The following is a 25,477-nucleotide window of genomic DNA, read 5'->3' on the forward strand; positions in this document are numbered from 1 at the left end:
CAACTGGTCGTAGATCGGTCGCCAGGTCCCGTCTGCCTTTGTGCGGGCGGGACCTTCGCGTATTCTCGTGGGGCTCATTGGCCTGCTGACAACGAGGAAGAAGAATCCCGTGCGCATCGCCGTCACCGGCTCCATCGCGACAGACCACTTGATGACCTTCCCAGGAAGCTTCGGCGATCAGCTCATCGCCGAGCAGCTCGACCGGGTGTCACTCTCGTTCCTGGTCGACGACCTTCAGATCAGGCGCGGCGGGTGCGCCGCGAACATCGCGTTCGGCATGGGCTGCCTCGGCCTGAAGCCGATTCTCGTGGGAGCCGTCGGCAACGATTTCGCCGACTACCGGTCCTGGCTGGAGCGCCACGGTGTCGACTGCGGCTCCGTGCACATCTCCGAGACCCAGCACACCGCGCGTTTCCTGTGCACCACTGACGAGCACCACAACCAGATCGCCTCGTTCTACACCGGCGCCATGGCCGAGGCCCGGCTCATCGAGCTGCAGCCCGTCGTCGACCGCATCGGCGGCCTCGACCTTGTGCTCATCAGCCCCAACGACCCCGACGCGATGCTGCGGCACACCGACGAGTGCCGCCAGCGTGGCATCCCGTTCGCCGCCGACATCTCCCAGCAGCTGGCCCGCATGGAGGACGAGCAGATCCGCCAGCTCGTCGACGGCGCCGCCTATCTCTTCTCCAACGACTACGAGAAGGGGCTCATCGAGCAGAAGACCGGCTGGTCGGATGAGGAGATCCTGGACCGGGTCGGCGTGCGGGTCACCACGCTCGGGCCCAAGGGCGCCGTCATCGACCGGCAGGGCGAGCCGTCCATCCAGGTGGCGCCCGCTCCCGAGCGGGGCAAGGCCGACCCCACCGGCGTCGGCGACGCCTTCCGGGCGGGGTTCATGTCCGGCCTGGCCTGGGGGCTGCCGCTGGAGCGGTGCGGGCAGATCGGCAACCTCACCGCCACGCACGTGCTGGAGCGGGTCGGCGGGCAGGAGTACGAGCTCGGGCAGCAGGGCTTCCTCGAGCGGTTCGCCGCCGCGTACGGTGCTGAGGCGGCCGGGGAGATCGCCGAGCACGTGCGCTGCTACCACCCCTGAGCCGGCTTCAAGCGGCGTGCATCAGACCGCCCCGTCCTCGGCCGATGCGCCGGGGCGGGGCGTTTTCGTCGAGCCGGCCCAGCGCATATGTCCGGAAAAATCGGCACCGGAACAATCAATAATTGCGTCTTACGTGGATAGCCCAGCCGCCCTCCGGCAGTTCGTACGAGCCGACATGGCGATGCGACTTCAGCCGGCACCATGCCGGTACGTCCGTATAGGCGGCAGGATCGTCGGCCAGCACGGCCACCACGGCGTTCAGCGGGACGTAGTTGATCTGCTCGGCGAGCATGATGATCGGGATCGGGCACTTCTTCCCGAGCGCGTCGATCGTCAAAGCCGGCTGAGTAACCTCGGTCATGCGACTCCTGCGTCCTGGCGGATGCGGCGCACCATCTCGGGCAGCACGGCGAGGAACCTGTCCACCTCGGCCGCGGAGACGCCCCTGGGCAGCGACACCCGGACATTCCCATGCGTCAGCACGCCCATCGCTTCAAGAACGTGCGATGGACGAAGCGTACTAGCGGTGCACGAACTTCCGGACGATACGGCGAATCCCGCCTTGTCCAGCTCAGTGAGCAGGGCCTCGCCGTCGACGTACAGGCACGAGAAGGTCACGATGTGCGGCGCCCGCTCCACGGGGTCGCCGATCACCTCCACGTCCTCGACGATCTTCGGCACCGTCTCCCTGATCTTCCCGACGAGCTCGGAGATCCGCGCCTGCTCCTGGGCCGCCTCCGCGGCCATCGCGCGCAGGGCGGCCGCCGCGGCCACGATGCCGGGCACGTTCTCGAAGCCCGGCACCCGCCGCCGCTCCCGCTCGTCCTCCGGCAGGAACGAGCGGAACCGGGTGCCCTTGCGCACCACCAGCACGCCCACCCCGGCCGGGCCGCCCCATTTGTGTGCGCTGGCGGTGAGCACCGCCCAGCCGGGCGGCATCGGCATCCGGCCGGCCGTCTGCGCCGCGTCCACCAGGAGCGGAACGCCGTGCGCCCGGCACGCCGCGGCCGCCTCCGCCACCGGCTGCAGGGTGCCGACCTCGTGGTTGGCCGTCTGCAGGCAGGCCAGCGCGGTGCCGGGCCGCGCCACGGCCTCGGCGAACCTGTCGAGGTCCACCCGGCCGGTCAGATCCACTCCCACCGTCTCCACCGTGCCCCCGTCGCGCTCGTGCACGCCGCCGGCGTGCAGCACGCTGGAGTGCTCGACCGCGCTCGTCACCAGATGGCGCCCGGCCCTGCGCCTGCCGTGTAGGGTGCCGAGCACGCCGAGATGCACGGCCTGCGTGCCGGAAGAGGTGAACGACACCTCGTCCGGGCGCGCGCCGAGCGCCTCGGCCACCTCCGTGCGGGCCTGCTCGAGCAGCAGATGCGCGCGGCGGGCCTGGCTGTAGAGTCTCGCGGGATCGGCCCAGCCGACGTCGATCGCCGCCAGCAGCGCCTCACGCGCCTGCGGGTGGAGCGGCTCGCTCGAAGCCGCGTCGAAATACGCCACGAGACCCATCGTCCCACTTGCCGGGCCATCGAGGGGTCGCGCGGTGGGGCGAGGCAGGTGCACGCTAATGTGTCTGCAATCAGCTGAGCATCTGGAAAATCTGGAAATACGAGCGCCCAAGGGGAAGACTCTTGGGCTTCATCTGTGGGGTAGGCGATCCGTGAGTCCGACTCGCCGTACGACGCGGCGTTCGTTGGCCCGGCGCAGGGTGCCACGCGCCGCCGCTTTGGCGTTGCTGCTGGCCACTGCTACGGCGTGTGCTAATGACGTCCCCGAGGCCGACTGGTCTCGCGGCCTTCTTCCCGAACACATCACCGAGCAGGGTGGCCCGATCCAGACTCTGTGGAACGGGGCCTGGATCGCCGCACTCGCCACGGGCGCCGTCGTGATCGTCCTGATCGTGTGGGCGGCCATTTTCCACCGCAAGCGCAAGGCGAAAGCCGATCTCCCGCCGCAGGTCCGCTACAACCTGCCGATCGAGATGCTTTACACCTTGATCCCGCTGGTCATGGTGTCGGTGTTCTTCTTCTTCACCGCCCGCGACAGCGAATACCTCACCCGCATGTCGAACAACCCGGATGTGCGGGTCAAGGTCGAGGCTTTCCAGTGGAGCTGGCGCTTCACCACGACTGTCGGCGGCAAGACGCTGCAGCCGGTCGCCGGCATGCCGGTGAACGACTACAAGCAGGGCCCCCAGCTCGTCCTGCCCGTGAACAAGACGGTCGAGTTCGACCTGTCGTCGGACGACGTCATCCACTCTTTCTGGGTGCCGGCGTTCCTGTTCAAGCGTGACGTGATCCCCGGCATCCCGGAGGGCAACCCCGGCCGCAAGTTCGAGATCAAGACGCTGAACAAGCCGGGCGTCTACGCGGGCCGTTGCGCCGAGCTGTGCGGTGTCGACCACAGCAAGATGCTCTTCTCGGTGAAGCTCGTCAATGACACCGAGTGGAACCAGTACATCGCTACACAGGCTGGGAGTGCCCAGTGACCGCCATTCAAGAACCACTTCGCGCGCCGGTCGGGCGGCCCACCACCAAGGGCCAGGTGATCGCCAAGTGGCTTTCCTCCACCGACCATAAGATCATCGGGCACCTGTACCTGATCTCGTCGTTCATCTTCTTCCTGATCGGCGGCGTCATGGCGCTGATCATGCGGGCGGAGCTCGCGCAGCCGGGACTGCAGTTCACCAGCAACGAGCAGTTCAACCAGCTGTTCACCATGCACGGCACGATCATGCTGCTGATGTTCGCGACGCCGCTGTTCGCCGGCTTCGCCAATGAACTGATGCCGCTGCAGATCGGTGCCCCTGACGTGGCGTTCCCGCGCCTCAACATGGTGAGCTACTGGCTCTACCTGTTCGGCAGCATCATCGCCGTGTCCGGCTTCCTCACCCCGGGCGGAGCCGCGTCGTTCGGCTGGTTCGCCTACACGCCGCTGTCGAACGCGATCAACTCGCCCGGCATCGGCGGCGACCTGTGGATCATGGGCCTGGCCCTGTCCGGTCTGGGCACGATCCTCGGCTCGGTCAACTTCATCACCACGATCATCTGCATGCGCGCGCCCGGCATGACCATGTTCCGTATGCCGATCTTCACCTGGAACGTCCTGCTCACCAGCATGCTCGTGCTGATGGCGTTCCCGGTGCTGGCCGCCGCGCTGCTGGCCCTGGAGGCCGACCGCAAACTCGGCACCCACATCTTCGACGCGACGAACGGCGGGGCGCTGCTCTGGCAGCACCTGTTCTGGTTCTTCGGCCATCCCGAGGTGTACATCATCGCGTTGCCGTTCTTCGGCATCGTGACCGAGGTGCTGCCGGTCTTCAGCCGCAAGCCGATCTTCGGCTACATCAGCCTCGTGGCCGCGACGATCTCGATCGCCGGTCTGTCCATCACGGTCTGGGCGCACCACATGTTCCCGACCGGGCAGGTGTTGTTGCCGTTCTTCTCGTTCATGACGTTCCTCATCGCGGTGCCGACGGGCGTGAAGTTCTTCAACTGGGTCGGCACCATGTGGCGAGGCCATCTGTCGTTCGAGTCGCCGATGTTGTTCTCGGTCGGCTTCTTGATCACGTTCCTCCTGGGCGGTCTGACGGGCGTCATCCTGGCCTCGCCGCCGCTCGACTTCCACATCAGCGACACCTACTTCGTCGTCGCCCACTTCCACTACGTGGTCTTCGGCACCGTGGTGTTCGCCATGTTCGCCGGCTTCTACTTCTGGTGGCCCAAGTTCACCGGCAAGATGCTCGACGACAAGCTGGGCAAGCTGCACTTCTGGCTGCTGTTCATCGGCTTCCACACCACGTTCCTCGTGCAGCACTGGCTGGGCATGGCGGGCTTCCCGCGCCGCTACGCCGACTACAGCGCGGCCGACGGCTTCACCGACCTCAACCTGCTGTCGTCGGTGGGCGCGTTCATCCTGGGCCTGTCCACGCTGCCGTTCTTCTACAACGTGTGGAAGACCTGGCGCAGCGCGCCCAAGGTCACGGTCGACGATCCCTGGGGCTACGGCGGCTCGCTCGAGTGGGCGACCTCCTGCCCGCCGCCGCGGCACAACTTCACCTCGCTGCCGCGCATCCGGTCCGAGCGCCCCGCGTTCGACCTGCACTATCCGCACGTGTCCGCCAAGCCCGTCCAGGAGGTGGAGGCCTGATGAGGGTTCAAGGGTGGCTGTTCCTCGCGTGCGGCCTGTTCTTCGCCGGCGTCGACGTCGCCTACTGGTTCTGGACCAAGGCCGCCACGGGCCAGGGTGAGCCGGTCGGCACCACGGCGATGGCCATCTCGGTCGGGTTCGCCTTCATGGTGGGCTACTACCTGATGTTCACCGCGCGGCGCATCGGCCCGCAGCCGGAGGACAACAAGCAGGCCGACATCAGCGAGGGCGCCGGGGAGATCGGCTTCTTCAGCCCCAGCAGCTGGTGGCCGCTGTTCTTGTGCCTGGCGGCGGCCTTCGCCTTCGCCGGGTTCGTGTTCGGCTTCTGGATGTTCCTGATCGGGGTCTTCCTGATCCTCATGGCCATGATCGGGTTCGTGTTCCAGTACTACCGGGGCAACTTCTCGCACTGAGCGAGAACTGAGCGAAACCGGAGCGGGTGTCCTTCCTTGGGGGAGGACGCCCGCTTTTTCATGTTCTTTACCAGTGGCCGGATGTGGTGATTCGATCACCGAGGGTAATAAAGGAGGCAGAAGCCGTTCGATCTCGGGCGAGGGAGTCACCGTGGAGCGCGTAACGTATGGATCCGCGGGCCTGCTGGCCGTGGCGCTGCTGGCGGCGTGCTCGGCAGGCGGCCAGGCCGGAAACGGGCCTGACCGGATCGCCATGGCCGGTGGAGCGGCGCGGGAAGCCCCTGTGTCGTTCTCTCCGCGGGACAAAGCCGAAGGAGTGCCCACCGACCAGCCCGTGGTCGTGGCGGCCGTCAGCGGCAAGCTCAGGAGCGTACGGGTGGACGGCGGCAAGTCCGGCTCCCTGCAGGGCGTGCTGAGCGGCGACGGCACCCGCTGGCGCAGCACCGGCACGGCCCGCCCCGGCGCCGCGTACACCGTCACCGCCGTCTCCGTGGACGCCGCGGGCAAACAGAGCACGACCACCAGCAGGTTCACGACGGTCAAGGGCAAAGAGACGTTCGACATCGAGACCATCACCCCGAACAAGGACGACACCGGGCTGACGGTCGGCGTCGGCATGCCCATCATGATCGCCTTCGACAAGCCGGTCGCCGACCGGGTGTCCATCGAGCGCAACCTCCTCGTCCGCAGCTCCAAGCCGGTGGAGGGGGCCTGGCACTGGTTCGACGACCAGCACGTCGACTTCCGGCCGCAGGAGTACTGGCCCGCCCGTACGCGGGTGCGGGTGGAGGCGCGGCTGGCCGGGGTGCGCGGCGGACCCGGCATGTACGGCAAACGCAACGTCACGGTCAACTTCAAGATCGGCCGATCGCAGATCACCAAGGGGAGCACCGACGAGCACGTGCTCACGGTGCGCCGGGACGGCAAGAAGGTCCGCAGGATGCCGATGAGCGCCGGCCAGGGCGGGCAGTGGAAGTACTACACGACCTCGGGAATCCACCTGGCGATGTCGCGCGAGCCCGTCACCGTCATGACCTCCCCCGGGATCGGGCCCGGCCAGGCGGGCTACTACCAGCTGACGGTCTACAACACCGTGCGCATCTCCAACAGCGGCGAGTACGTGCACAGCGCGCCCTGGTCGGTCGGCTCGCAGGGCAGCGCGAACGTCAGCCACGGATGCGTGAACATCAGCCCCGACAACGCCGCCTGGTTCATCAAGAACACGCTGATCGGGGACCCGATCATCATCACCGGGTCACCGCGGAAGCTGGAGCCCACGAACGGGTGGGGGCACTGGCAGGAGAACTGGAAGCAATGGCTGAAGTGGAGCTCGCTCAAGGCCGGGCCCACGATCAGTCTGTCGTAGCCGGCGACCTGATGGCCGGCCCAGGTCAGAGCGCTTCCATCCTCCTCGGGTGAGCCGCGAGGCCGCGAGCGAAGGCGGCCGGTCCGGGACCTTCCGGACCGGCCGCCTCATGCCGGGAGCCCGCCGTCAGGCTGGGCGGAGGGAGCGGCTGATCTCCACCCAGCGGTCCAGGAGGGCCGCGGCGGCGCCGGAGTCCACGGCCTGCACCGCGCGGGCATACCCCTCGGTCATGGCCGAGTCGAGATCGTCGCCGGGCCCGTCGTAGGCCACCAACGCGGCGGCCGCGTTGAGCAGCACCGCGTCGCGCACCGCCCCCGTCTTGCCGCGCAGCAGATCGTGCACGGCCTGGGAGTTGAACGCCACGTCGCCGCCCCGCAGCGCGCCCGCGTCGGCACGCGGGATGCCGAGGACCGCGGGGTCGAACGTCGTCTGCGTGGCGGTGCCGTCCTTGACCACCCACACCGTCGAGGTGCTGGAAATGGTCAGCTCGTCCAGGCCGTCGTCACCGCGGAACACCAGGGCGGACACCCCGCGCTCGGCGAAGACGCCCGCGAGCACGGGTAGCATCCTGGCGTCGAAGACGCCGATGGCCTGAGCCGACGGGCGCGCGGGGTTGGTGAGCGGGCCGAGGAAGTTGAAGATCGTGGGCACGCCGATCTCCTTGCGCGTCGGCCCGGCGTAGCGCAGCGCAGGGTGGTAGACCGGGGCGAAGCAGAACGCGATGCCGGCGTCCCGCGCCACCTGCGCGGTCTGGTCGGGCGTGAGATCGAGGCGGATGCCCAGGTGCTCCAGGACGTCGGCGGCGCCGCACGAGGACGAGGCGGCGCGGTTGCCGTGCTTGACCACGCGCGCGCCGGTCGCGGCGGCGACGATGGCCGCCATCGTCGAGACGTTGACGGTGTGGGCGCGGTCACCTCCGGTGCCGACGATGTCGACCACGCGACCCTCCACGCTGAGCGGCGTGGCCAGATCGAGCATGGTGCGGGCCAGGCCCACCACCTCGGACACCGTCTCACCCTTGGCACGCAGGGCGATCACGAAGCCCGCGATCTGGGCCGGCGTCGCGGAGCCCGACATGATCTCCCGCATCGCCCAGGCCGTCTCATCCGATGTCAGATGCTCTCCGGCCAGGAGGGCGTTGAGCAGGGCAGGCCAGGTCGTCCGGGAGTCCATGCAGCACCTACTTAGCGTTGAGTCGGGTGGAGGAACGGCGGCGCATCAGATCGGCCACCGTGTCGGCCACGACCATGGGCTCCAGCGGCTGGGACACCACGGCGTCGGCCTTGGACCATTCGGCCAGCCACCGGTCGTCGCGCCGGGCGATGATCAGGCAGATGGGCGGGCAGTCGTAGACCTCGTCCTTGGCCTGACGCGAGACGCCCATGCCGCCCGCGGGCTGCGTCTCGCCGTCGAGGACGGCCACGTCGATCTCGCCCGAGCCCAGCCACTGGTGGACCTTGGGCTCGGTGGCGCACTCCACGATCTCGACGAAAGGCACGTCCGCCGCGGGCCGCCTGCCGATGGCCTGGATCACTTCAGCCCTCGTGGCCGCGTCGTCGCTGTAGACGAGGACCTTCATCGTGTCGTCGGTGCTCCCAGATGACGTCACTGTCGCGCTCACTATCGGTCGTAGCGGTAGGGTCACCCTGGATCGTACCGGTGTGCCGGTGTGCAAACCCAGGTCGTCGCCCGTTGCGGGCGTTTTGCGGCAATTATCCCAGGTTGGTGGCCGGTTTGTACCTGCTAACGGGGGGTCGTGCGCCGGACCGACTACCGGAGCCGCAATAATGCTGCCCGTGGCGACAGCATCCGCAATAACTTCGACGACGACACCACAGTCGTACCGCAGACCCAACCTGGTCAGCGTCGGGACGATCGTGTGGCTGTCCTCTGAGCTCATGTTCTTCGCGGCGCTGTTCGCGATGTACTTCACCATCCGGTCGGTGAGCGAGGGTAAGGGCATCGAGTGGAGCCCGGCCTTCCTTCCCTCAGGCGCGCAAGTCGCCGAGGGCGTCGCTCACCTGGACATCCCGTTCGCAACGGCCAACACGATCATCCTGGTGCTGTCGAGTGTGACGTGCCAGCTCGGCGTGTGGGCCGCGGAGAAGGGGCAGGTCAGCAGACTCCGCTTCTGGTACATCGTCAGCTTCCTCATGGGCGCGGTCTTCATCGCGGGCCAGCTGTACGAGTACTCCAAGCTGGCGTCAGAGGGCGCGACCTTGTCCGCCAATGCCTACACCTCGGTGTTCTACCTGACAACGGGCTTCCACGGCCTGCACGTGACCGGTGGCCTGATCGCGTTCCTGTTCATGCTGGGACGCACGTACGCCGCGAAGCGCTTCACGCATGAGCAGGCCACCAGCGCGATCGTCGTGTCCTACTACTGGCACTTCGTAGACGTCGTCTGGATCGGTCTTTTCGCGACCATCTACATTATTCGTTAAGGAACGGGATCTCTGTGATTAGGATCACCGCTTGGCGGCGGCATCCCCTCGCGAGATACGCCGTCCTGATTTTCGCGTTGGCGCTGGTCGGGATGGTATACGCCGCCTTTGTCCAGGCGGGTAAGCCTGCCGACGCGGCGCTCGCGGCAGGCAAGGTCGATGACGTGGCCGAGGGCAGGAGCCTGTTCGTCCAGCATTGCTCGAGCTGCCATGGCATGAACGCCGAAGGCGTCACCGACAAGGCGCCCACGCTCGTCGGCGTCGGCGCCGCGGCCGTCGACTTCCAGATGAGCACGGGCCGCATGCCCGCGGGCGCGCCCGGCCCTCAGGTCCCGCGCAAGCCTCCGGCGCCCTGGGTCAACGAGACGACGACCCGCCAGATCGCGGCCTACGTGCAGTCGCTCGGCGGCGGCCCGCAGGTTCCCGGCGCCGAGCACGTCGACCCGAAGCTGGGCGACGCCGGCCGGGGCGGCGAGCTGTTCCGCGCCAACTGCATCCAGTGCCACAACTGGGTCGGCGCCGGTGGCGCCCTGACCCAGGGCAAGTACGCCCCCAACCTCAACGAGGCGTCCCCCACGCAGATCTACGAGGCGATGGTCACGGGCCCGCAGGCCATGCCGGTCTTCAACGACACGACGATCACGCCGGAAGAGAAGCGCGACATGATCGCCTACATCACCCAGGTGCGTTCGCAGAAGGACCCGGGAGGTTTCGGTCTCGGGCGTATTGGCCCGGTCACCGAAGGTCTCGTAGCGTTTGTTGTGGGACTCAGTGCCCTGGCACTCGCCGCCATCTGGATCACCGCGAAGAAGCGACAGAAGTCATGACAGACAACGAGCACGAGATCGAGCAGCCGGACGAGCGCGTACCCAAGCGCGTCATCGGCACACCCGCGCCGGGCACCTCGATGCTCGGCACCGTGGAAGCGGCGGAGACCGCCGCCGAAGAGGTCCCCGGCGTGACGCTGCAGGACGAGACCAAGGCCCGCAAGGCCGAGAAGGTCGTGGCGCTCTGCTTCACGATCACCTTCCTCGCGTCCGTCGCGTTCATCATCGCCTACGTGGTGTTCCAGGTGGGCAGCCCCGAGGCGACGGGCACGTCCAACCTGGCGCTGGGCAGCACGCTGACGATCGCGATCCTGGGGCTCGCGGTCGGCATCGTGGTCTGGGTCCGCCAGATCATGCCGAAGTACTCGCTGGTCCAGGAGCGCCACGAGATGGCCTCCGACGAGCCCGACCGCGAGGTCGTGGCCGACACCTTCGTCCAGGGCGCCAACGAGAGCGGCTTCGTCAAGCGCAAGCTGCTGCGCCGCACGCTGCTGCTGGCGGCGGCGCCGCTCGGCCTGGTGCCGCTGGTGCTGCTGCGTGACCTGGACAACAACAAGATGCCGGGTGCGAAGTTCAACAAGGAGCTGCGCCACACGGTCTGGGGTGAGAAGAACAAGGAAGGCAAGCCGCTCAAGCTCGTCGTCGAGGGCACCGGACAGCCCATCAGGGCCGCCGACTTCAACTCGCCAGGCGGCATCCTGTCGGTGGTTCCGGAGGGCTACGAGCACGACCTCAACGCCCTCGCCAAGGCCACGCTCATCCTCATCAAGTTCCGCCCGGAGGAGCTCAAGTCGGGGGTGCGGCAGAACTGGACGCACGACGGCATCGTGGCGTACTCCAAGATCTGCACCCACGTGGGCTGCCCGGCGGCGCTCTACGAGCAGAACACCCACCACATCCTCTGCCCGTGCCACCAGTCGACGTTCGACGCCGCCGACGGCGCCAAGGTCATCTTCGGCCCGGCCGCCCGGCCGCTGCCGCAGCTGCCGATCAGCGTCGACGAGCAGGGCTACCTCATCGCCCAGGGCGACTTCAATGTGCCCGTCGGGCCCAGCTACTGGGAGCGCGGTGACGCCGAGGCCGAGGCCAGGGCGAAGGGAGGTCAGGCATGACCACCGAACTGAAGACAGTGCCCAAGGCCATCGCCGGGCCGTCGAGCTTCCTCGACGACCGGCTCGGCGGGGCCAATTTCCTCAAGCGCAACCTGCGCAAGATCTTCCCGGACCACTGGTCGTTCCTGCTGGGTGAGATCGCGCTCTACTCGTTCATCATCCTGCTGCTGACCGGTACGTTCCTGACGTTCTGGTTCAAGCCCAGCATGGAGCATGTCATCTATGACGGCCCCTACTCGCCGCTCACGGGCGTGGGGATGTCCGCGGCCTACGCCTCGACGATGGAGATCAGCTTCGAGGTCCGGGGTGGTCTGCTCATGCGGCAGATGCACCACTGGGCGGCCCTGCTCTTCGTGGCCGGTATGACGGTCCACATGCTGCGGGTGTTCTTCACCGGCGCCTATCGCAAGCCGCGCGAGCTCAACTGGATCATCGGTGTGCTGCTGCTGACGCTCGCGCTGCTCGAGGGTCTGACCGGCTACTCCCTGCCCGACGACCTGCTGTCCGGCGCCGGTCTGCGGATCACCGAGGGTGTGGCGATCTCGCTGCCGCTCATCGGCACGTTCCTCACGTTCTTCCTGTTCGGCGGGGAATATCCGGGTGACGACATCATCCCCCGGTTCTACTCGCTGCACATTCTGCTCATCCCGGGCATCCTCCTGGCGCTGATCTCGGCCCACATGGTGCTCATGTGGGTGCAGAAGCACACCCAGATGCCCGGCAAGAGCCGCACCAACCAGAACGTGGTGGGCGCGCCGTTCTACCCGGCCTTCATGGCCAAGGCGGGGGCGTACTTCCTGTTCACGCTCGGCGTGATCGCGGGCCTGGCGACGTTCGCCCAGATCAACCCGATCTGGCTGTTCGGTCCCTACACCCCGGCGGACGTGTCGGCCGGCTCGCAGCCCGACTGGTACATGGGCTTCCTGGAAGGCGCGCTCCGCATCATGCCGCCGTGGGAGATCAACCTCTTCGGCACGGCCAATGCAGGCACGTTGCCGCTGAGCGTGATCATCCCGGCCCTGGTGCCGATGGGCATCATCATGACCGGCCTGGCGCTCTATCCGTTCTTGGAACGCTGGGTGACGGGCGACAACCGCGAGCACCACGTCGCGGACCGCCCGCGCAACAACCCGCACCGCACCTCGATCGGCATGACGGCCATCACGTTCTACGGCGTGCTGTGGCTGCTCGGCGCCAACGACGAGATCTCGGCGAACTTCCACATCAGCCTCAACTGGACGACGTACGCAGGCCGGTTCCTGATCATCTTCGCGCCGGCGCTGGCGTACCTGATCACCTACCGCATCTGCCTCGGCCTGCAGCGCCAGGACTCGGGCGTCGTCTCGCACGGCGTGGAGTCCGGTGTGATCAAGCGGCTGCCGCACGGTGAGTTCATCGAGGTCCACACGCCGCCGGCGGACGACATCGAGGCGCACGTGCGCGGCAAGGAGCCGGTGCTGATGCTGCCGGTCGCCGAGGACACCGCCGGCATCCCGCCCAAGGGCATGCGCGGGCCGCTCGGCAAGCTCCGCTCTCGCATGTCCAAGGCGTATGGCGGGGAGAAGATCCCGCTGGACGAGGGGCACGAGCACGAGGAAGAGCACGCCGCCATCGGCGGCGGCGAGGATCGCACTCCGACCCACTGAGTACACCAGCCCCGGACGGCTTTCCGCCCGGGGCTGCTTTTTCCTTTACGGTCGCCCAGCGTCACCGCACGCGCCGTTGACCCTTCCCGCCCGTCATGGCCGGTCGTGAAGGCTCACGGGTTGCGCGCCGTGACGGAGCGCATTCTGGGCCCGCTCCGTGGTCGAAGCGGGCACCACGAGACCGGGGTCAGTCGGCTTCGGGGAAGCCGATGGAGAAGGCCGCGTCCAGGTCGTGTTTGCTGTAGGCGCGGAAGGCGATGTGCGTTTCCGTGTGCAGGACGCCTTCGACCTTGTTGATGCGGCCTGGCACTACCTCGGCGATTTGTTCATACGCCGGGACGCGGACCATGGCGAGGAGGTCGTATTCGCCGGTGATGGAGTAGACCTCGCTGACGCCGTCGATCTCGGCGATCGTCTCGGCGACCTCCGTGATCCGGTCTACCTCGGCGTTGATGTGGACGATAGCCGTGACCATGGAGCAACTCTATCGGGTTACCGCAAAGGCCGCCCCTCGCGGCTGCGGCCCTTGTCGAGATGGTGGTAGGCGAGGTCGATACGGGCCTTGTGGCGGGCGGCGCCCCGGGCGGGCAGGCTCCACACGCCGTCCACCTCCACCAGCCGCACGCCCGGCGACTCCAGCCACCGCAGGATGCATTCGGTCTCCTCGGCGCTGGCGGCGTGGACCGGACCGGGACCGGGGATGACGACCTCGGCCGTGGCGGTCAGGGAGGCGACGAAAGGGGTGGGGTGGACGCCCTTCTGCAGGACGCCGGCGGCGGCGAGCCTGCCGTACCTGATGACGTGGACGTCCCAGCCGCCGCCGAACGCCGGGCTGGCGGCGACCACTTGCGGAATGTGGGTGAGGGAGCTCAGCCGCTGCATGCGGGCCGCCGTGCGGACGAACGCGGCCAGCCGGTCGCGGTCGACGGACGCCTCCTCGTAGCGCTGCTCGACCGACAGACGCTCCATGCGGGCCGACACGGCGGTGAACACGGGCGTGGCGTCGAGGGTCATGGCGCGGCGGGCGCTCTCGACGTGGACGGCGTATTCCTCCGGGCTCTCCTTGCCCTCGCACGGCGCGCCACAGCGGCCCATCTCGTGCAGGACGCACGCGGCGCGCCTGGTCCGCAGGCTGATCGGCTGGGTGCACTGGCGCAGCGGCACCGCCTCGTGCAGCGCGATGCGGGCGTCGTCGGCGAGGCGGGCACTGGTGAACGGGCCGAGATAGGTGGCCTCGTCGTCCTTGAGCTCGCGCACGATCGACAGGCGGGGAAAGGGCTCGGCGGTGAGCTTGAGCCAGAGCACCTTCTCGGGGAAGCGGGAGCGGCGGTTGTAGCGGGGCTTGGCGCCGCCGATCAGGCGCAGCTCCCTGACCTCGGCCTCCAGGGCGGTGGAGCAGACGATGTGGCGCACCTGCTCGGCGATGCCGATCATCTCGCGGATGCGCGGCCGGGTCTCGCTGGCGGTGAAGTAGGAACGCACACGGTTGCGCAGGTTGGTGCTCTTGCCGATGTAGAGGACCTCGCCCCGCTCGTCCTCGAAGAGGTAGACGCCGGGCGCGTGCGGCACGGACTCGGCCAGGTGGCGCTTGCGCTGCTGCTCGGGCGTGGGGGCGCGGACGAACGACTTCAGCTCCTCGAGCGTGTGCACCTGGAACGAGCCGGCCCGCTCGATCAGCCCGTGCAGCACGTCCACGGTGGCCCTGGCGTCCTGCAGAGCCCGGTGGCACGGCTCGACCGGGCTGCGGAAGAACCTGGCCAGCGTGGCCAGCTTGGCGTTGGGTGTCTCGTCGCGGGTCAGCACGCGCCGCGCCAGATCCACCGTGTCGACGACGGGGTTTGCCGGCGGGGGATAGCCCTGCGCGGCGCAGGCCGCCTTGACGAAACGGGTGTCGAACCCGGCGTTGTGCGCCACCAGCACGGTCCCGCGGATGAACTCCAGGAAGCTCGGCAGCACCGCCTCGATCCGCGGCGCGGCCACGACCATGGAGTCGGTGATCCCGGTCAGCACGGAGATGAACGGCGGTATCGGCCCGCCGGGATCGACCAGCGTGGAGAACTCGCCCAGCACCTCGCCCGCCCGCACCTTGACCGCCCCGATCTCGGTGATGGCGTCCTCATTGGGGGCGCCGCCGGTCGTCTCCAGGTCGAACACGACGAACGTGACCTCGTTGAGCGGAGTGCCGAGTTCGTCGAGAGTGCCTTGTACCGCGTCCACGAACCAAGACCATAGAGAGACCGACCGACAGGATCGAATAACCAACCCCCTTGATCATTAGTTACCCTTCCCTTTGTGTCCACGGGAAGACTTGCCGGCCGCTACGCACTCCAGCGTCCCCTCGGCGCTGGTGGCATGGGAAAGGTGTGGCTGGCCAGGGACGAGATGCTTGACCGCGATGTCGCGGTCAAGGAGCTCACGCTGCCCGAGGGCATGTCACCCAAGGAGCGCGCCGACTCGGTGAAGCGGTCCGTGCGCGAGGCGCAGGCCACCGCCCGGCTGCGCCACCCCGGCATCGTGGCCCTGCACGACGTGGTCGTCGAGCACGAGCGGCCGTGGCTGGTCATGGAGCTGCTGCGGGGCCGCACGCTCGCCGACACCGTACGGGAGTTCGGGCCCATGCCGCCCGACTACGCCGCGCGGATCGGCGCGGACGTGCTGGAGGCGCTGACGGTCGCGCACGCGCAGGGCATGCAGCACCGCGACGTCAAGCCGGGCAACGTGTTCCTGACCGAGAGCGGCAGGGTGGTGCTCACCGACTTCGGCATCGCGCGGCAGGAGGGCCAGGCCACGCTCACCGAGCAGGGGCTGATGATCGGCTCGCCCGGATTCATCGCGCCCGAGCGGCTGGACGGCCACCCCGGCGGCCCGGCCAGCGACCTGTGGTCGCTCGGGGCCACGCTCTACACCGCGGTGACGGGCGCCGCCGCCTACGAGGGGTCGGCGGCCCAGCGCGTACGCGACACGATGACGCAGCCGCCGCCCGTCGCGCCGGGCCCGCTGGGGCCGCTGATCAACGCCATGATGGCCCAGCACCCGGAGACCCGCCCGGACCCGCGTGTGGTCGTCCCCGCGCTCAGGCAGGTCGCCGCCGGCGGCCCGCTGCCGCACGTGCCGGCCGGCCAGGAGATGACCGTGCCGAGCCCGGTCAGGAAGCGCGGGCGGGTCGTGTTGTGGATCGCCGCGGCGGCGGCTCTCGTGGTCGCGGTGGCTGCCGGCGGCTTCTTCGTGCTGAGGAGCATGGACAGCGGAGTGCCGGCGGCGTTCACCGTCCCGATGGACGTGTGCACGCTGATCAGCGAGGAGGAGGTGGGCCTGCTGCTGCGTACGCAGAGCCCGCCCAAGGGCCAACCGGGCTCGGACGACGTGGGCCCCAAGTGCGGCTGGCCGATCTCCAGGACCGGCGTGGGCCTGCAAGTGCAGAAGGACTCCGACACGGTGGACCCCTGGTCGATGACCCCGGCCAGCGCCCGCAGGCTGTTCCAGAACCAGAAGCGCTACTGGACGAAGTACGACCAGATGGAGTGGAAGTGGCCGGAGATCGGCGTGAAGGACTCTATGAAGGCCAAACGCACGCCGGTGCGCCAGATCACCGGCGTGGGGGAGGAGGCGTTCGCCTTCGAGCTGACGGGCCCCACCGGGCGGATGCTCTCGGCGTACGTCTACTACCGGCTGGCCAACCTCGTGGTGAGCGTCGAATACTCCACCATCGCAGACCGGCCCACCGACGAGGACATCAAGCAGTCGGCGCTGAAGGCGGCGCAGGCGAGCGAGCAGGCGTTGCGCCATGCCGCATGACCTCTACCTGCTGGCCGGCCGCTACCGGCTGATCGAGCGGCTCGGACAGGGCGGCGCGGGCACCGTGTGGCGGGCCATCGACGAGATCCTGGACCGGCAGGTCGCCGTCAAGCAGGTGCGCGTGCCGGAGGGGCTCAACCCGCAGGAGCGCGCACAGTTCACCGACCGGGCCATCCACGAGGCCAGGTCGGCCGGGCGGCTGCGCGACCCGGCCATCGTGCTGGTCCACGACGTGGTGCTCGAAGGACACCAGCCGTGGATCATCATGGACCTGGTCACCGGCCGCTCGCTCGACAAGCTGATCAAGGAGCGGGGGCCGTTGCCGCCCGAGTTCGTGGCCCGGGTGGGGCTGCAGGTCCTGTCGGCGCTGGAGGTCGCGCACGCGCACGGCATGCTGCACCAGGACGTCAAGCCGGCGAACATCCTGCTCGACTCCGACGGCTCGGCCATGCTCACCGACTTCGGCATCGCGACGCCGATGGGCGGGCGGGGCGCGTTCGGCAGCGGCGGCTCGCCCGGCTACATGGCCCCCGAGCGGCTCAACGAGCAGCCCTCGGGTCCGGCGTCCGATCTGTGGTCGCTCGGCGCGAGCCTGTACACCGCGCTGGAGGGCAGGGCGCCGTTCGAGCGGGACCTGCCTGCCGCGGTGGCGGCGGCGGTCCTGCTGCACGAGCCGCCGTTCCCGATGCGGGCGGGCCGCCATTTGGGCGGCCTGCTGATGGCCATGCTCGCCAAGGACCCTGCCGTGCGGCCCACCGCGCCGCAGATCCGCCAGGCCCTGGGCGCCCAGCCCGCCGCCACGGCGCCGAGGCGCCGCCGCTGGTGGCCGGCACCGGCTTTGCTCGCCGCCGTCGTGGCGCTGGGCTCGGGCGGCTGGTACGCCGCCGCCGCGCTCCGCGTCGAGCCGGAGACCGGCAGGTTCGCCCAGGCGCCCGACCCATGCAAACTCCTGACCGACGCTCAGGCCGCCGGACTCGTGAAGGGCAGGCCCGCCCGCGGCGCGACCAAGCCGGGCGAATGCCAGTGGGTCATCCGCGAGCGGCCCGAACGCCGCCTCATCGTGCGTACCTGGACCGAGCGGCCGGACGGCGACTTCAGCGGCCCTCAGGTGGCCCAGCGGCGCTTCGCCAGCGCGAAGGCCACCCGCGCCGCCGGGAAGGGCAGCCACGGCCGGGACAACCGGGGTGGGCTCTCCGACGTCAAGGGAGTGGGCGAGTCGGCGATCATCCAGAACTCCTTCACCTTCTACCTGGACTCCACAGAAAGCGGCCGATCCGACAGCATCGTGCTGTTCCGGACGAGTAACCTGCTGGGCGAAGTGGTCTGGCATCGCGAGGACATGCCGGCCGCGAAGCCGGCGGACAAGGAGACGGCCATCGCCGCCGCCCGCCTGGTGGCCGCGGCCCTTCCGAAGTGACGCCGGCCATGTCCGCAAGCATCTTGCAAGGGGCGTGACTAGCATGTTCTCCCGCAAGTCAGGGCAACCCCAGGAGTCTTCGTGAATCCCGGTAGCGAGTACCAGCCACCGACCACCCCTTACCAGGTGCCGGGCAGGCCGTTCGAGCCGCAGGGACCGCCTCCGACGATGCCGAACGCGCCCCACATGCCGCCGTTCCCGCCTCAGCCTCCGCAGCCGCCGCGGCGGAGGCCCGCCTGGCTGCTGCCCACGCTGGCCGCCGCGCTGGTGGTGTTGGTCGCGGCCGGCGGTGTGGGCGCCTATCTGGTGTACGGCAAGGTCTCCGGCTCGTGGTTCCCCGCCAAGACCGGGCAGCCGTCGTCGTCCCAGTCCGCGGGGGGCGTCGTGAAGGGGCCCGACGTGTGCGCCATGCTGCCGAAGGAGGAGGTCGACCGGCTCGTGCCGGAGGCGACCGTGGCCAAGTCCTCCAGGGAGTCCGACGCCACGGTGACGTTCTCCTGTAACTGGGTCAACCGCGACATCTCGTTCGGCGAATACCGGCGCGAGAGGGAGATCGACGTCAAGATCGATCAGTGGAAGGGCGATGGCGCCAAGACCGGCAGGTCGATCGCCCAGGGCTCCTACGAGGTCGACTACGGCGGCGGCAAATACGGCGAGACCGCCAAGCCGTCCCTGGACCCCGGCGAGAAGATGTACACCTCCCCGGTCAAGGACATCCCGGGCGTGGGAGAGGGCGCGTTCGCCCAATACACCTGGCGCCGGGACAAGGACCTGCAGTGGTACGCCTTCGGCGAGGCGCATGCCCGCGTCGGCGACATGACGATCGAGCTCAGATACCAGGCGGGCCAGCAGCGCAAGGACGCGCAGATCCTGTCCAACGAAACCAAGCAGTCCATCACCGAGGAGAACGCGATCCGCGAGGTGAGCGGCCTGATCGCGCACTTCGCCAAGGGCGCGGCCGCCTGGCAGGCGAAGAACCCCAACGTGCTGGCCCAGCCGGAGCCGTCGCAGAGCGCGCCCGTGGCCAGCACCTCGCCGTCGCCGTCGCCCTCGCCGTCCGTTCTGCCCTCCTTCCCCGCCGACTGCGCCGCCGTGACCGAGGGCGCCACCCGGCTGGTGCCCGAACCCGAGACACGGGCGCGCGGCACCACGATCGGAGCCGACAACCAGACCGAGTGCCGCTGGCTCAACCGAAACCTGCCCGGCGGCGAGGGGATCACGAAGATCCGCAGCGCGCTGATCACCGTGCACCGGTTCACCAACCGGGCAGGCAGCGCCGACGAGGCCTCGGCCAAGAGTTTCTACGCGAGCGAACGCGGCGGCGACCGCCATGTGGGGCAGTCGTCGATGGGCGGCATCACCTGGGGCAAGGTCACCGACGTCGAAGGGTTGGGTGAGCAGGCGTACCAGCAGTTCATCCAGACCAGGCGGGGCGAGGTCTCGGCCTCCACCGGGACGGTGCTCATGCGCAAGGGCGCCGTCGTCGTACGGGTCGACTACTCCGGGCACCAGCGGCCCGAGGGCGAGCCGACGAACTCGCCCAAGGTCAAGTTCATGACCGAGAAGGACGCGCTGGGCGGCGCGCTCACGCTGGCCAGGGCGTACATGGCGGAGCTGGACAAGCAGCCCGCGGGCAGCTAGGCGGTGACGCGGCGAACTGCGGGTCCACCAGGGTGAAGGCACGCGGCTCGCAGCCGGGTGGCAGGCTCCACTCGTGCACGGTTAATGAGGCTGCAACCGGGTTGCAAGTGGGGCAAATACCGTTATTTCTGCAAGCACTTGAGCCGCGCGATCCGGTTTGTCCAGTACAGGGGCATGGGCAAACCGTGGGGATCACGCGGCTCACTTCTTTTCCGCCGCGTTTCCCGTGGCGAGCCGCTCCAGGAAGGGCTCCAGCAGTCCCGGAACCGCGTGCCCGGCCAACTCCAGCCCGTCCCCGCGGCCCACGTCCACCACGTCGTAGTGCCCGTCGCCGGCGGCGGTGGTGGCCGACACCGTCAGCAGGCCGTGGCGCCGCTGGAAGAACGACTCGGTGATGGTCCAGCCCGAGATGCCCGTGCGGTCGAGCGCGACCGTACGCCGGACGGTGGCGCCGTTCCGCGTGATCAGGTGCCGTCCGCCGAGCGCGTGCCCGAGGCTCTTGGCGCTCTCCACGGCCAGCCACAGCCCGAACGGCAGCGCCACGGCGGGCACCGCCCAGACCCAGGCCCGCACCCACGGCCACGGCACCAGCCAGGACACGGCACATGCCCCTGCCGCCAGCACGCCCACGGTCACCAGCGCCCGCCCGACTCGCCTGCTCCTGGCGGCCAGAGGATGTGCCACGAGCACGCTTGCGCCCACCCCCGCTCCTGCGGAGGTGTCCGCGATCGTGGTGGCGAGGCGGGCGGCCACCGCTCGGGGGAGTGGTGGGGTCAGGGCGGCGACGTCCTCGGTCTCGTTCTCGCCGGCCTTGCCGAGCCCGGTGGCGATGGCCTTGACCCTCGCCCCGCCGCCCAGCCGGAGCAGCAGCGGCTCGCTGATCTCCACGCCCCGCAGGCGACGCTCCTCCATCGTGAGCGAGCGCGCGGTCAGCAGGCCGCGGCGCAGCCGGAGCCGCCCCGGCTCGCGTTCCAGCCGGTAACGCCCCCACGACTCGGCGAACAGCAGCACGGCCCCCAGCGCCCCGACGGCGGCGTTCGCGGCGAGCAGCAGCGGGATGGCCACCAGCGGCTGCGCTGTCACCCAGCTCCACACCTCCGCGGCGATCCGCCTGGTGAGCACCTTGGCGCCGATCTGGTCGAGCGCCTTGTAGGCGACGCCCAGCACCAGCGCCGCCCCCATGACCGTCCACACCGACAGCGGCGCGTACTTGATCCAGGACCACCGCAGCTCGGCCAGGGGCGCGGCCGCGGCCGTGGCGCCGTCGTCGCCGTGCAGGAGCATACGGCGCAAGGTCTCGGCGTCGTGCCTGGTCAGCGGATTCAGGGTGAGCTCGTCGCCCTCGGCGGAACGTTCGCCCGTGCGCACCTTGACCACCGTCAGCCCGAACATCCGCAGCACGGGATCGGCCCGCAGGTCCACGCTCCGGACACGGTCGCGCGGGATCGAGCGGTGCTGGCGTACGGCGGTGCCCGAGCGCAGTTCGAGCCGGTCGGCGGTCAGGCGCCAGTGGGTCGTGCGCAGCCGGATCATGTGGGACGCCACCACCCCGGCGACGATCAGCACCGCGGCCCCCGCACACGCCGCCACAACGCCGCCGACCGGCCAGTCCAGGCCGGTGAGGAACCGGACGAGCCCGAACTCCGCGGGCACCACGAGCGCCACTGACCTGACCGCCGAAGCCCACAGGCTGCGGCGCGGCAACCGCCACCAGCCGGTGCCGGACAGGCGGTCCACGCCTGCGCCGCGCACGTCCGCGGCTGGTCGCTGGTGCGCGAGCCCGCTCATGTGGCATCCCCCGGGGTGGACTGTGTGCTGGCGGTCAGGCGTTCGGCCAGGTCGGCGGCCATCGCGTGGTCCAGCGCCTCGATCTTGACGGCGCCCGCCGACGAGGCCGTCGTGACCGTGATGTCGGCCAGCCCGAACAATCGCTGCACCGGCCCCCGCACGGTGTCGATCCGCTGGATCCGCGACATCGGCGCCACCTTCCAGGTGTGCGTCAGCCATCCCTTGCGGGTGTAGACCGCCTCGTCGGTGACCTCCCACCGGTCCACCCGGTAGTAGGCCCGCGGCGCCACCACCGCGATCACCAGACACCCCGCGGCGAACGCCGCGACCACCGCTCCCAGCCAGACCGGCCGATCGGTGAACACCCAGTACGACACCACGGCCCCGGCGGCCACCGGCACCATGAGGATCAGCCACTGCACCGTCCACCACGGGATGGCCCGCGGATCGGCCTGGTTGCGCGGCGGCCGCAGCGACGTCGTGCTCACTCGCCCGCCTCCGCCTTCTTCGCCGAGTCGGCGACCGCCAGCAACACGAAACCGAGCACGCCGATCACGATGCCCGCGAACACCTCGTACCCCTCCAGAAAGGCCAGGTGGTTGACCACGATCAGGTTCTCGGCCCACCGCCACCACCCGAGCAGGGCGTTCACCAGACCGCCCACGCCCTGCAGGAGCAGCAGCCAGCCGAGCACCTTCAATACCGCTTCCATGGTGAAGAGCCTTCCGAACGGCCGAGGCCGCCCGCGTCGGCCGGAGGTCTCACCCGGCATCGACTTTGGTCGGTGTCGCCGCGCCTTGGGAGGGCCTAACCTCGGTGCATGTGACGCGAGCGCGAGGCCGGGATGATCTCGTCCCCGAATACCGGTGGGTGCTTCCGTCCGTGCTGCTCGGCGACGGCCGGGAGGGCCGCCGGGTGCGGCGCTCGCTGCGTGACTGGATCGTCGACATCACCGTGTTCCTGATCGCCTGCGGCATCACCATGCTGGGGCTGACGGAGATCCAGAACGAGCCGGAGCAGCTCATCGCGATCGAGCAGGTGGTGGGCGCGCTGTCGTGCGTGGCGGTCTGGCTGCGGCGCCGCTGGCCGGTCGGGCTCGCGTTGGTGACGGTCGTGCTCTCGTCCTACCTGGAGCTTGTCGGCGGCGCGTCCATCGTGGCGTTGTTCACCGTGGCGGTGCACCGGCCGTTCAAGGTCTCCGGGCCGATCACGCTGCTGGCCCTCATCACCCTGGTGCCGTACGTCTTCCTCCGGCCCCAGTCCGACATCGGGCCGCTGGAGTGGGCGCTTCTGCTGATCGCCCTCCTCCTGACCGTGTACGCCTGGGGCATCGTGATCAGGGCCAGGCGGCAGCTCATCTGGTCGCTCAGGCAGCGTGCCGACATCGCCGCGGAGGAGGCCAAGCGGCTCGAACGCGAGCGGATCGCCAGGGAGATGCACGACGTGCTCGCGCACCGCATCTCGATGCTCAGCCTGCACGCCGGCGCGCTGGAGTTCCGCCCCGACGCGCCCGCCGGCGAGATCGCCAAGGCCGCCGGGGCCATCAGGACCAACGCCCACCTGGCGCTGCAGGACCTCCGTGAGGTGATCGGCGTGCTGCGGCACTCGCGGCCGGGTGAGGACGACACCGTGCCGGACCGGCCACAGCCCACGCTCGACGACCTGCCCACACTGGTCGAGGAGTGCCGGCAGGCAGGCATGGACGTGCGGCTCGACCTGCGGGCGGACGACGCGCCGGAAGCGCTGGGCCGCAACCTCTACCGCATCGTCCAGGAGGCGCTCACCAATGCGCGCAAGCACGCGGGCGGCGCCCCGGTGACCGTCACTGTGGCCGGCACACGGGGCAAGGGACTGTCGGTTGAGGTACGCAACCCGCTGGGGTCCCGCCGCCCCCTGCGCCTTCCCGGGGCGAAGGCGGGACTCATCGGGCTGACGGAGCGGGCGGAGCTCGCCGGTGGCAGGCTCGAGCACGGCCCGACGCCGGAAGGGGAGTTCGTGGTGAGCGCCTGGCTGCCATGGCCGGTGGAGACGACATTGGAGGACGCATGACGACACCGGGCGGCGGGCCGATCCGGGTGCTGATCGTCGACGACGACGCCATGGTGCGGGCCGGGCTGTCAATGATCCTGGGCGGCGCGGGCGACATCGAGATCGTGGCCGAGGCCGCTGACGGGTCCGAGGTGCCGCCCCTGGTGGCCGAGCACCGGCCCGACGTCGTGTTGATGGACATCCGCATGCCGGGCGTCGACGGGCTCACCGCCACCGAGGCGCTACGGGGCACGTCGTCGCCGCCCGAGGTAGTGGTGCTGACCACGTTCCACGCCGACGCGCAGGTGCTGCGGGCGCTGCGGGCTGGGGCGGCGGGGTTCCTGCTGAAGGACATCGCGCCCGGCGACCTCGTGCAGGCGATCAGGAAGGTGGCCGCGGGGGAGCCGATCCTGTCGCCGGCGGTGACCCGGCAGCTGATCACGCACGTGTCGGACGGCGGGGCGAGAGAGCGTACCGACCGGGCCAGGAAGCTGCTCGGCCGGCTCAGCGAGCGCGAGCGCGAGGTGGCGCTGGCCGTGGGCCGGGGCAGGTCCAACGCCGAGATCGCGCGGGAGCTCTACATGAGCGTGCCCACGGTCAAGGCGCACGTCTCGCGGATCCTGACCAAGCTCGACCTCAACAACCGGGTCCAGGTAGCGCTGCTGGTCTACGACGCTAACGGCTGAGCAGCTGCTCGATCGTGGCCCGGTGCAGGACCAGGTCGTCGGGGTCGTCCGGGTCGGGCTGCTCGCCGAAGTGGATCCTGCGCTGCCACACCCGGGCCATGATGATCCCGTGCCGGAGGGCGGCGTACATCTCGTAGAAGTCCAGGTCGCGGGGCTGGTAGCCGGTCAGCTCCTGATATTTCTGGCAAACGTCGTCGCGCCGCATGAAGTCCGGCATGCCGGGGAAGTCCGCGGCGACCGTGAGGTCCTGGAAGAACCGGTGCAGGAAGATCATCCAGGACAGGTCCAGCTCGCGCGGCCCCACAGCGGCCATCTCCCAGTCGAGCACCGCGACCGGGGTGAAGTCCTGGAACATCATGTTCCCGATCCTGGCGTCGCCCCAGCACAACACGTCGGGCCCGGGATCCTCCGGCCAGTGCGACTCCAGCCAGCCGAAAGCCCGCTCCAGCAGGGGGATGCGCCGCCTGCCGTGCGCCCACTCGTAGTACGCGTGCTGCGCATCGACGTGCGCCCGCAGCCCGCCGGTCCCGATCACGGCCAGCTCCCGAGGCGTGAACGGCGCCTGGTGCAGCGCCGCCACGATCCCGACGCTGGCGTCCTGCAACCTGCGCTGGTCCTCGGGCGCGGCGTCGTACAGCCACCCACCGAATGTGTACGGCATCACATCCGGCGGCACCTCGCCCTCGGCGCATTCCATGACGAAGAACGGCGTGCCGAGCGGGCCGGGATCCGGCTCGAACCAGAGGGCCCTGGGCGCTGGTATCCCAGCTATTTCCCTGGCCAGGCGCATAACTTCAAACTGCGCCCGCAAATCATACGAAGGAAAGACCGGAACGGCTTCTCCCGCTGGTGCGAGCCTTGCTACGCAGCGGGTTCGCCCCGCACCCCAGGTAGCTGTGAAGAACAGGGTCTCGCTCGACATGCCGTTGCTCGTCGGTCTGAACAGTTCGGACACCGAGGCGTCCTTGCCCACCCTGCCGCGGAGCCAGACGGTCACATGATCACGCAGTTCTTCGAGGTCACGGGTGGACGTGCGTATCTGCTCTGTCATGGCCGGCCTCCCTGGTCAACAGGCGTC

24 protein-coding genes are annotated in these 25,477 nt (G+C 69.2%); 14 read left to right on the forward strand and 10 right to left on the reverse strand.

Going from position 1 to position 25,477, the window contains the following annotated elements; all coding sequences use genetic code 11:
• The first annotated feature begins 109 nt into the window (after positions 1 to 109).
• Positions 110 to 1,096 carry a carbohydrate kinase family protein gene (locus ACTWPT_RS02605; RefSeq protein ID WP_443175583.1) on the forward strand — a complete coding sequence of 329 codons (987 nt, stop codon included), beginning with the start codon at positions 110 to 112 and terminating at the stop codon, positions 1,094 to 1,096.
• A gap of 115 nt (positions 1,097 to 1,211) precedes the next feature.
• Here ACTWPT_RS02605 and ACTWPT_RS02610 read toward each other — a convergent pair whose 3' ends face one another.
• Positions 1,212 to 1,457: a sulfurtransferase TusA family protein gene (locus tag ACTWPT_RS02610; protein WP_043638353.1), complete on the reverse strand. Its 246-nt coding sequence runs from the start codon at positions 1,455 to 1,457 to the stop codon at positions 1,212 to 1,214.
• Positions 1,454 to 2,587 (reverse strand): cysteine desulfurase family protein, encoded by a 1,134-nt coding sequence (locus tag ACTWPT_RS02615; protein WP_443175584.1) that lies wholly within the window; start codon positions 2,585 to 2,587, stop codon positions 1,454 to 1,456. The genes ACTWPT_RS02610 and ACTWPT_RS02615 overlap by 4 nt, the downstream gene beginning before the upstream one ends.
• Before the next feature lie 160 nt (positions 2,588 to 2,747).
• Here ACTWPT_RS02615 and ctaC point away from each other — a divergent pair, with 160 nt between their 5' ends.
• From ctaC to ACTWPT_RS02635, 4 genes are all read left to right on the forward strand, one after another.
• Entirely contained in the window at positions 2,748 to 3,575 is an 828-nt protein-coding gene (gene ctaC, locus ACTWPT_RS02620; RefSeq protein WP_443175585.1) for an aa3-type cytochrome oxidase subunit II, read from the forward strand.
• The gene (gene ctaD / locus ACTWPT_RS02625) at positions 3,572 to 5,236 is read left to right on the forward strand and encodes an aa3-type cytochrome oxidase subunit I (protein WP_443175586.1); all 1,665 of its coding nucleotides are present in this window, start codon (positions 3,572 to 3,574) and stop codon (positions 5,234 to 5,236) included. The genes ctaC and ctaD overlap by 4 nt, the downstream gene beginning before the upstream one ends.
• Positions 5,236 to 5,649, forward strand: a complete 414-nt coding sequence (locus tag ACTWPT_RS02630) for a cytochrome c oxidase subunit 4 (protein ID WP_443175587.1) — start codon at positions 5,236 to 5,238, stop codon at positions 5,647 to 5,649. Before ctaD ends, ACTWPT_RS02630 begins: the two co-directional genes overlap by 1 nt.
• Positions 5,650 to 5,800: 151 nt before the next feature.
• Positions 5,801 to 7,015, forward strand: a complete 1,215-nt coding sequence (locus tag ACTWPT_RS02635) for a L,D-transpeptidase (protein WP_443175588.1) — start codon at positions 5,801 to 5,803, stop codon at positions 7,013 to 7,015.
• A gap of 126 nt (positions 7,016 to 7,141) precedes the next feature.
• On the opposite strand, the gene trpD is transcribed toward ACTWPT_RS02635, so the two are convergent.
• Both trpD and ACTWPT_RS02645 read right to left on the reverse strand, forming a co-directional pair.
• Positions 7,142 to 8,188 carry an anthranilate phosphoribosyltransferase gene (trpD, locus tag ACTWPT_RS02640; RefSeq protein ID WP_443175589.1) on the reverse strand — a complete coding sequence of 349 codons (1,047 nt, stop codon included), beginning with the start codon at positions 8,186 to 8,188 and terminating at the stop codon, positions 7,142 to 7,144.
• 7 nt (positions 8,189 to 8,195) lie between these two features.
• The gene (locus ACTWPT_RS02645; RefSeq protein WP_127940564.1) at positions 8,196 to 8,594 is read right to left on the reverse strand and encodes a hypothetical protein; all 399 of its coding nucleotides are present in this window, start codon (positions 8,592 to 8,594) and stop codon (positions 8,196 to 8,198) included.
• A gap of 208 nt (positions 8,595 to 8,802) precedes the next feature.
• On the opposite strand from ACTWPT_RS02645, the gene ctaE reads away from it, so the two are divergent.
• The 4 genes from ctaE to qcrB are packed head-to-tail and all read left to right on the forward strand — an operon-like array spanning position 8,803 to position 13,044.
• Positions 8,803 to 9,459, forward strand: coding sequence for an aa3-type cytochrome oxidase subunit III (ctaE, locus tag ACTWPT_RS02650; RefSeq protein WP_443175590.1), 657 nt, complete (start codon positions 8,803 to 8,805; stop codon positions 9,457 to 9,459).
• Positions 9,460 to 9,473: 14 nt separating this feature from the next.
• The gene (gene qcrC, locus ACTWPT_RS02655; protein WP_443175591.1) at positions 9,474 to 10,286 is read left to right on the forward strand and encodes a cytochrome bc1 complex diheme cytochrome c subunit; all 813 of its coding nucleotides are present in this window, start codon (positions 9,474 to 9,476) and stop codon (positions 10,284 to 10,286) included.
• Positions 10,283 to 11,398, forward strand: a complete 1,116-nt coding sequence (gene qcrA / locus ACTWPT_RS02660; RefSeq protein ID WP_443175592.1) for a cytochrome bc1 complex Rieske iron-sulfur subunit — start codon at positions 10,283 to 10,285, stop codon at positions 11,396 to 11,398. Before qcrC ends, qcrA begins: the two co-directional genes overlap by 4 nt.
• Positions 11,395 to 13,044: a cytochrome bc1 complex cytochrome b subunit gene (qcrB, locus tag ACTWPT_RS02665; RefSeq protein WP_443175593.1), complete on the forward strand. Its 1,650-nt coding sequence runs from the start codon at positions 11,395 to 11,397 to the stop codon at positions 13,042 to 13,044. The genes qcrA and qcrB overlap by 4 nt, the downstream gene beginning before the upstream one ends.
• A 187-nt stretch (positions 13,045 to 13,231) precedes the next feature.
• Here qcrB and ACTWPT_RS02670 read toward each other — a convergent pair whose 3' ends face one another.
• Together ACTWPT_RS02670 and ACTWPT_RS02675 are read right to left on the reverse strand one after the other, a co-directional pair.
• A complete protein-coding gene (locus ACTWPT_RS02670; protein WP_127931874.1) occupies positions 13,232 to 13,519 on the reverse strand; it encodes an Lrp/AsnC family transcriptional regulator in 288 nt (95 codons plus the stop codon).
• A 17-nt stretch (positions 13,520 to 13,536) separates the two neighbouring features.
• Positions 13,537 to 15,261: a DEDD exonuclease domain-containing protein gene (locus tag ACTWPT_RS02675; protein ID WP_443175594.1), complete on the reverse strand. Its 1,725-nt coding sequence runs from the start codon at positions 15,259 to 15,261 to the stop codon at positions 13,537 to 13,539.
• A gap of 75 nt (positions 15,262 to 15,336) precedes the next feature.
• Here ACTWPT_RS02675 and ACTWPT_RS02680 point away from each other — a divergent pair, with 75 nt between their 5' ends.
• The 3 genes from ACTWPT_RS02680 to ACTWPT_RS02690 all read left to right on the forward strand — a co-directional run bounded on the left by ACTWPT_RS02680 (position 15,337) and on the right by ACTWPT_RS02690 (position 19,897).
• On the forward strand, positions 15,337 to 16,839 hold the full coding sequence (locus ACTWPT_RS02680) for a serine/threonine-protein kinase (RefSeq protein WP_443175595.1): 1,503 nt from the start codon (positions 15,337 to 15,339) through the stop codon (positions 16,837 to 16,839).
• Positions 16,829 to 18,256, forward strand: coding sequence for a serine/threonine-protein kinase (locus ACTWPT_RS02685; RefSeq protein WP_443175596.1), 1,428 nt, complete (start codon positions 16,829 to 16,831; stop codon positions 18,254 to 18,256). Before ACTWPT_RS02680 ends, ACTWPT_RS02685 begins: the two co-directional genes overlap by 11 nt.
• Before the next feature lie 81 nt (positions 18,257 to 18,337).
• Positions 18,338 to 19,897 (forward strand): hypothetical protein, encoded by a 1,560-nt coding sequence (locus tag ACTWPT_RS02690; RefSeq protein ID WP_443175597.1) that lies wholly within the window; start codon positions 18,338 to 18,340, stop codon positions 19,895 to 19,897.
• 201 nt (positions 19,898 to 20,098) lie between these two features.
• Here ACTWPT_RS02690 and ACTWPT_RS02695 read toward each other — a convergent pair whose 3' ends face one another.
• From ACTWPT_RS02695 to ACTWPT_RS02705, 3 genes are read right to left on the reverse strand one after another with little or no spacing between them, the layout of a single operon-like run.
• Positions 20,099 to 21,685, reverse strand: coding sequence for a PH domain-containing protein (locus ACTWPT_RS02695; protein ID WP_443175598.1), 1,587 nt, complete (start codon positions 21,683 to 21,685; stop codon positions 20,099 to 20,101).
• Entirely contained in the window at positions 21,682 to 22,173 is a 492-nt protein-coding gene (locus ACTWPT_RS02700; RefSeq protein ID WP_443175599.1) for a PH domain-containing protein, read from the reverse strand. Before ACTWPT_RS02700 ends, ACTWPT_RS02695 begins: the two co-directional genes overlap by 4 nt.
• The gene (locus ACTWPT_RS02705) at positions 22,170 to 22,397 is read right to left on the reverse strand and encodes a hypothetical protein (RefSeq protein WP_443175600.1); all 228 of its coding nucleotides are present in this window, start codon (positions 22,395 to 22,397) and stop codon (positions 22,170 to 22,172) included. The genes ACTWPT_RS02700 and ACTWPT_RS02705 overlap by 4 nt, the downstream gene beginning before the upstream one ends.
• Before the next feature lie 110 nt (positions 22,398 to 22,507).
• Here ACTWPT_RS02705 and ACTWPT_RS02710 point away from each other — a divergent pair, with 110 nt between their 5' ends.
• Both ACTWPT_RS02710 and ACTWPT_RS02715 read left to right on the forward strand, forming a co-directional pair.
• Positions 22,508 to 23,734: a sensor histidine kinase gene (locus ACTWPT_RS02710; protein WP_443175601.1), complete on the forward strand. Its 1,227-nt coding sequence runs from the start codon at positions 22,508 to 22,510 to the stop codon at positions 23,732 to 23,734.
• On the forward strand, positions 23,731 to 24,399 hold the full coding sequence (locus ACTWPT_RS02715) for a response regulator (protein WP_443175602.1): 669 nt from the start codon (positions 23,731 to 23,733) through the stop codon (positions 24,397 to 24,399). Before ACTWPT_RS02710 ends, ACTWPT_RS02715 begins: the two co-directional genes overlap by 4 nt.
• Here the strand turns inward: ACTWPT_RS02715 and ACTWPT_RS02720 are convergent.
• Positions 24,389 to 25,450, reverse strand: a complete 1,062-nt coding sequence (locus ACTWPT_RS02720) for a phosphotransferase family protein (protein ID WP_443175603.1) — start codon at positions 25,448 to 25,450, stop codon at positions 24,389 to 24,391. The genes ACTWPT_RS02715 and ACTWPT_RS02720 overlap by 11 nt on opposite strands.
• Positions 25,451 to 25,477 lie beyond the last annotated feature (27 nt).

It is taken from the genome of Nonomuraea sp. 3N208, assembly GCF_052245935.1.
Classification (GTDB): domain Bacteria; phylum Actinomycetota; class Actinomycetes; order Streptosporangiales; family Streptosporangiaceae; genus Nonomuraea.

Excerpts from the sequence above, each read along its gene's own strand:
- ACTWPT_RS02610 (WP_043638353.1), bottom strand. The coding sequence starts at position 1,457 with ATGACCGAGGTTACTCAGCCGGCTTTGACGATCGACGCGCTCGGGAAG.
- ACTWPT_RS02630 (WP_443175587.1), top strand. The coding sequence starts at position 5,236 with ATGAGGGTTCAAGGGTGGCTGTTCCTCGCGTGCGGCCTGTTCTTCGCC.
- trpD (WP_443175589.1), bottom strand. The coding sequence starts at position 8,188 with ATGGACTCCCGGACGACCTGGCCTGCCCTGCTCAACGCCCTCCTGGCC.
- ACTWPT_RS02645 (WP_127940564.1), bottom strand. The coding sequence starts at position 8,594 with ATGAAGGTCCTCGTCTACAGCGACGACGCGGCCACGAGGGCTGAAGTG.
- ctaE (WP_443175590.1), top strand. The coding sequence starts at position 8,803 with ATGCTGCCCGTGGCGACAGCATCCGCAATAACTTCGACGACGACACCA.
- qcrA (WP_443175592.1), top strand. The coding sequence starts at position 10,283 with ATGACAGACAACGAGCACGAGATCGAGCAGCCGGACGAGCGCGTACCC.
- qcrB (WP_443175593.1), top strand. The coding sequence starts at position 11,395 with ATGACCACCGAACTGAAGACAGTGCCCAAGGCCATCGCCGGGCCGTCG.
- ACTWPT_RS02670 (WP_127931874.1), bottom strand. The coding sequence starts at position 13,519 with ATGGTCACGGCTATCGTCCACATCAACGCCGAGGTAGACCGGATCACG.
- ACTWPT_RS02685 (WP_443175596.1), top strand. The coding sequence starts at position 16,829 with ATGCCGCATGACCTCTACCTGCTGGCCGGCCGCTACCGGCTGATCGAG.
- ACTWPT_RS02695 (WP_443175598.1), bottom strand. The coding sequence starts at position 21,685 with ATGAGCGGGCTCGCGCACCAGCGACCAGCCGCGGACGTGCGCGGCGCA.
- ACTWPT_RS02705 (WP_443175600.1), bottom strand. The coding sequence starts at position 22,397 with ATGGAAGCGGTATTGAAGGTGCTCGGCTGGCTGCTGCTCCTGCAGGGC.
- ACTWPT_RS02715 (WP_443175602.1), top strand. The coding sequence starts at position 23,731 with ATGACGACACCGGGCGGCGGGCCGATCCGGGTGCTGATCGTCGACGAC.
- ACTWPT_RS02720 (WP_443175603.1), bottom strand. The coding sequence starts at position 25,450 with ATGACAGAGCAGATACGCACGTCCACCCGTGACCTCGAAGAACTGCGT.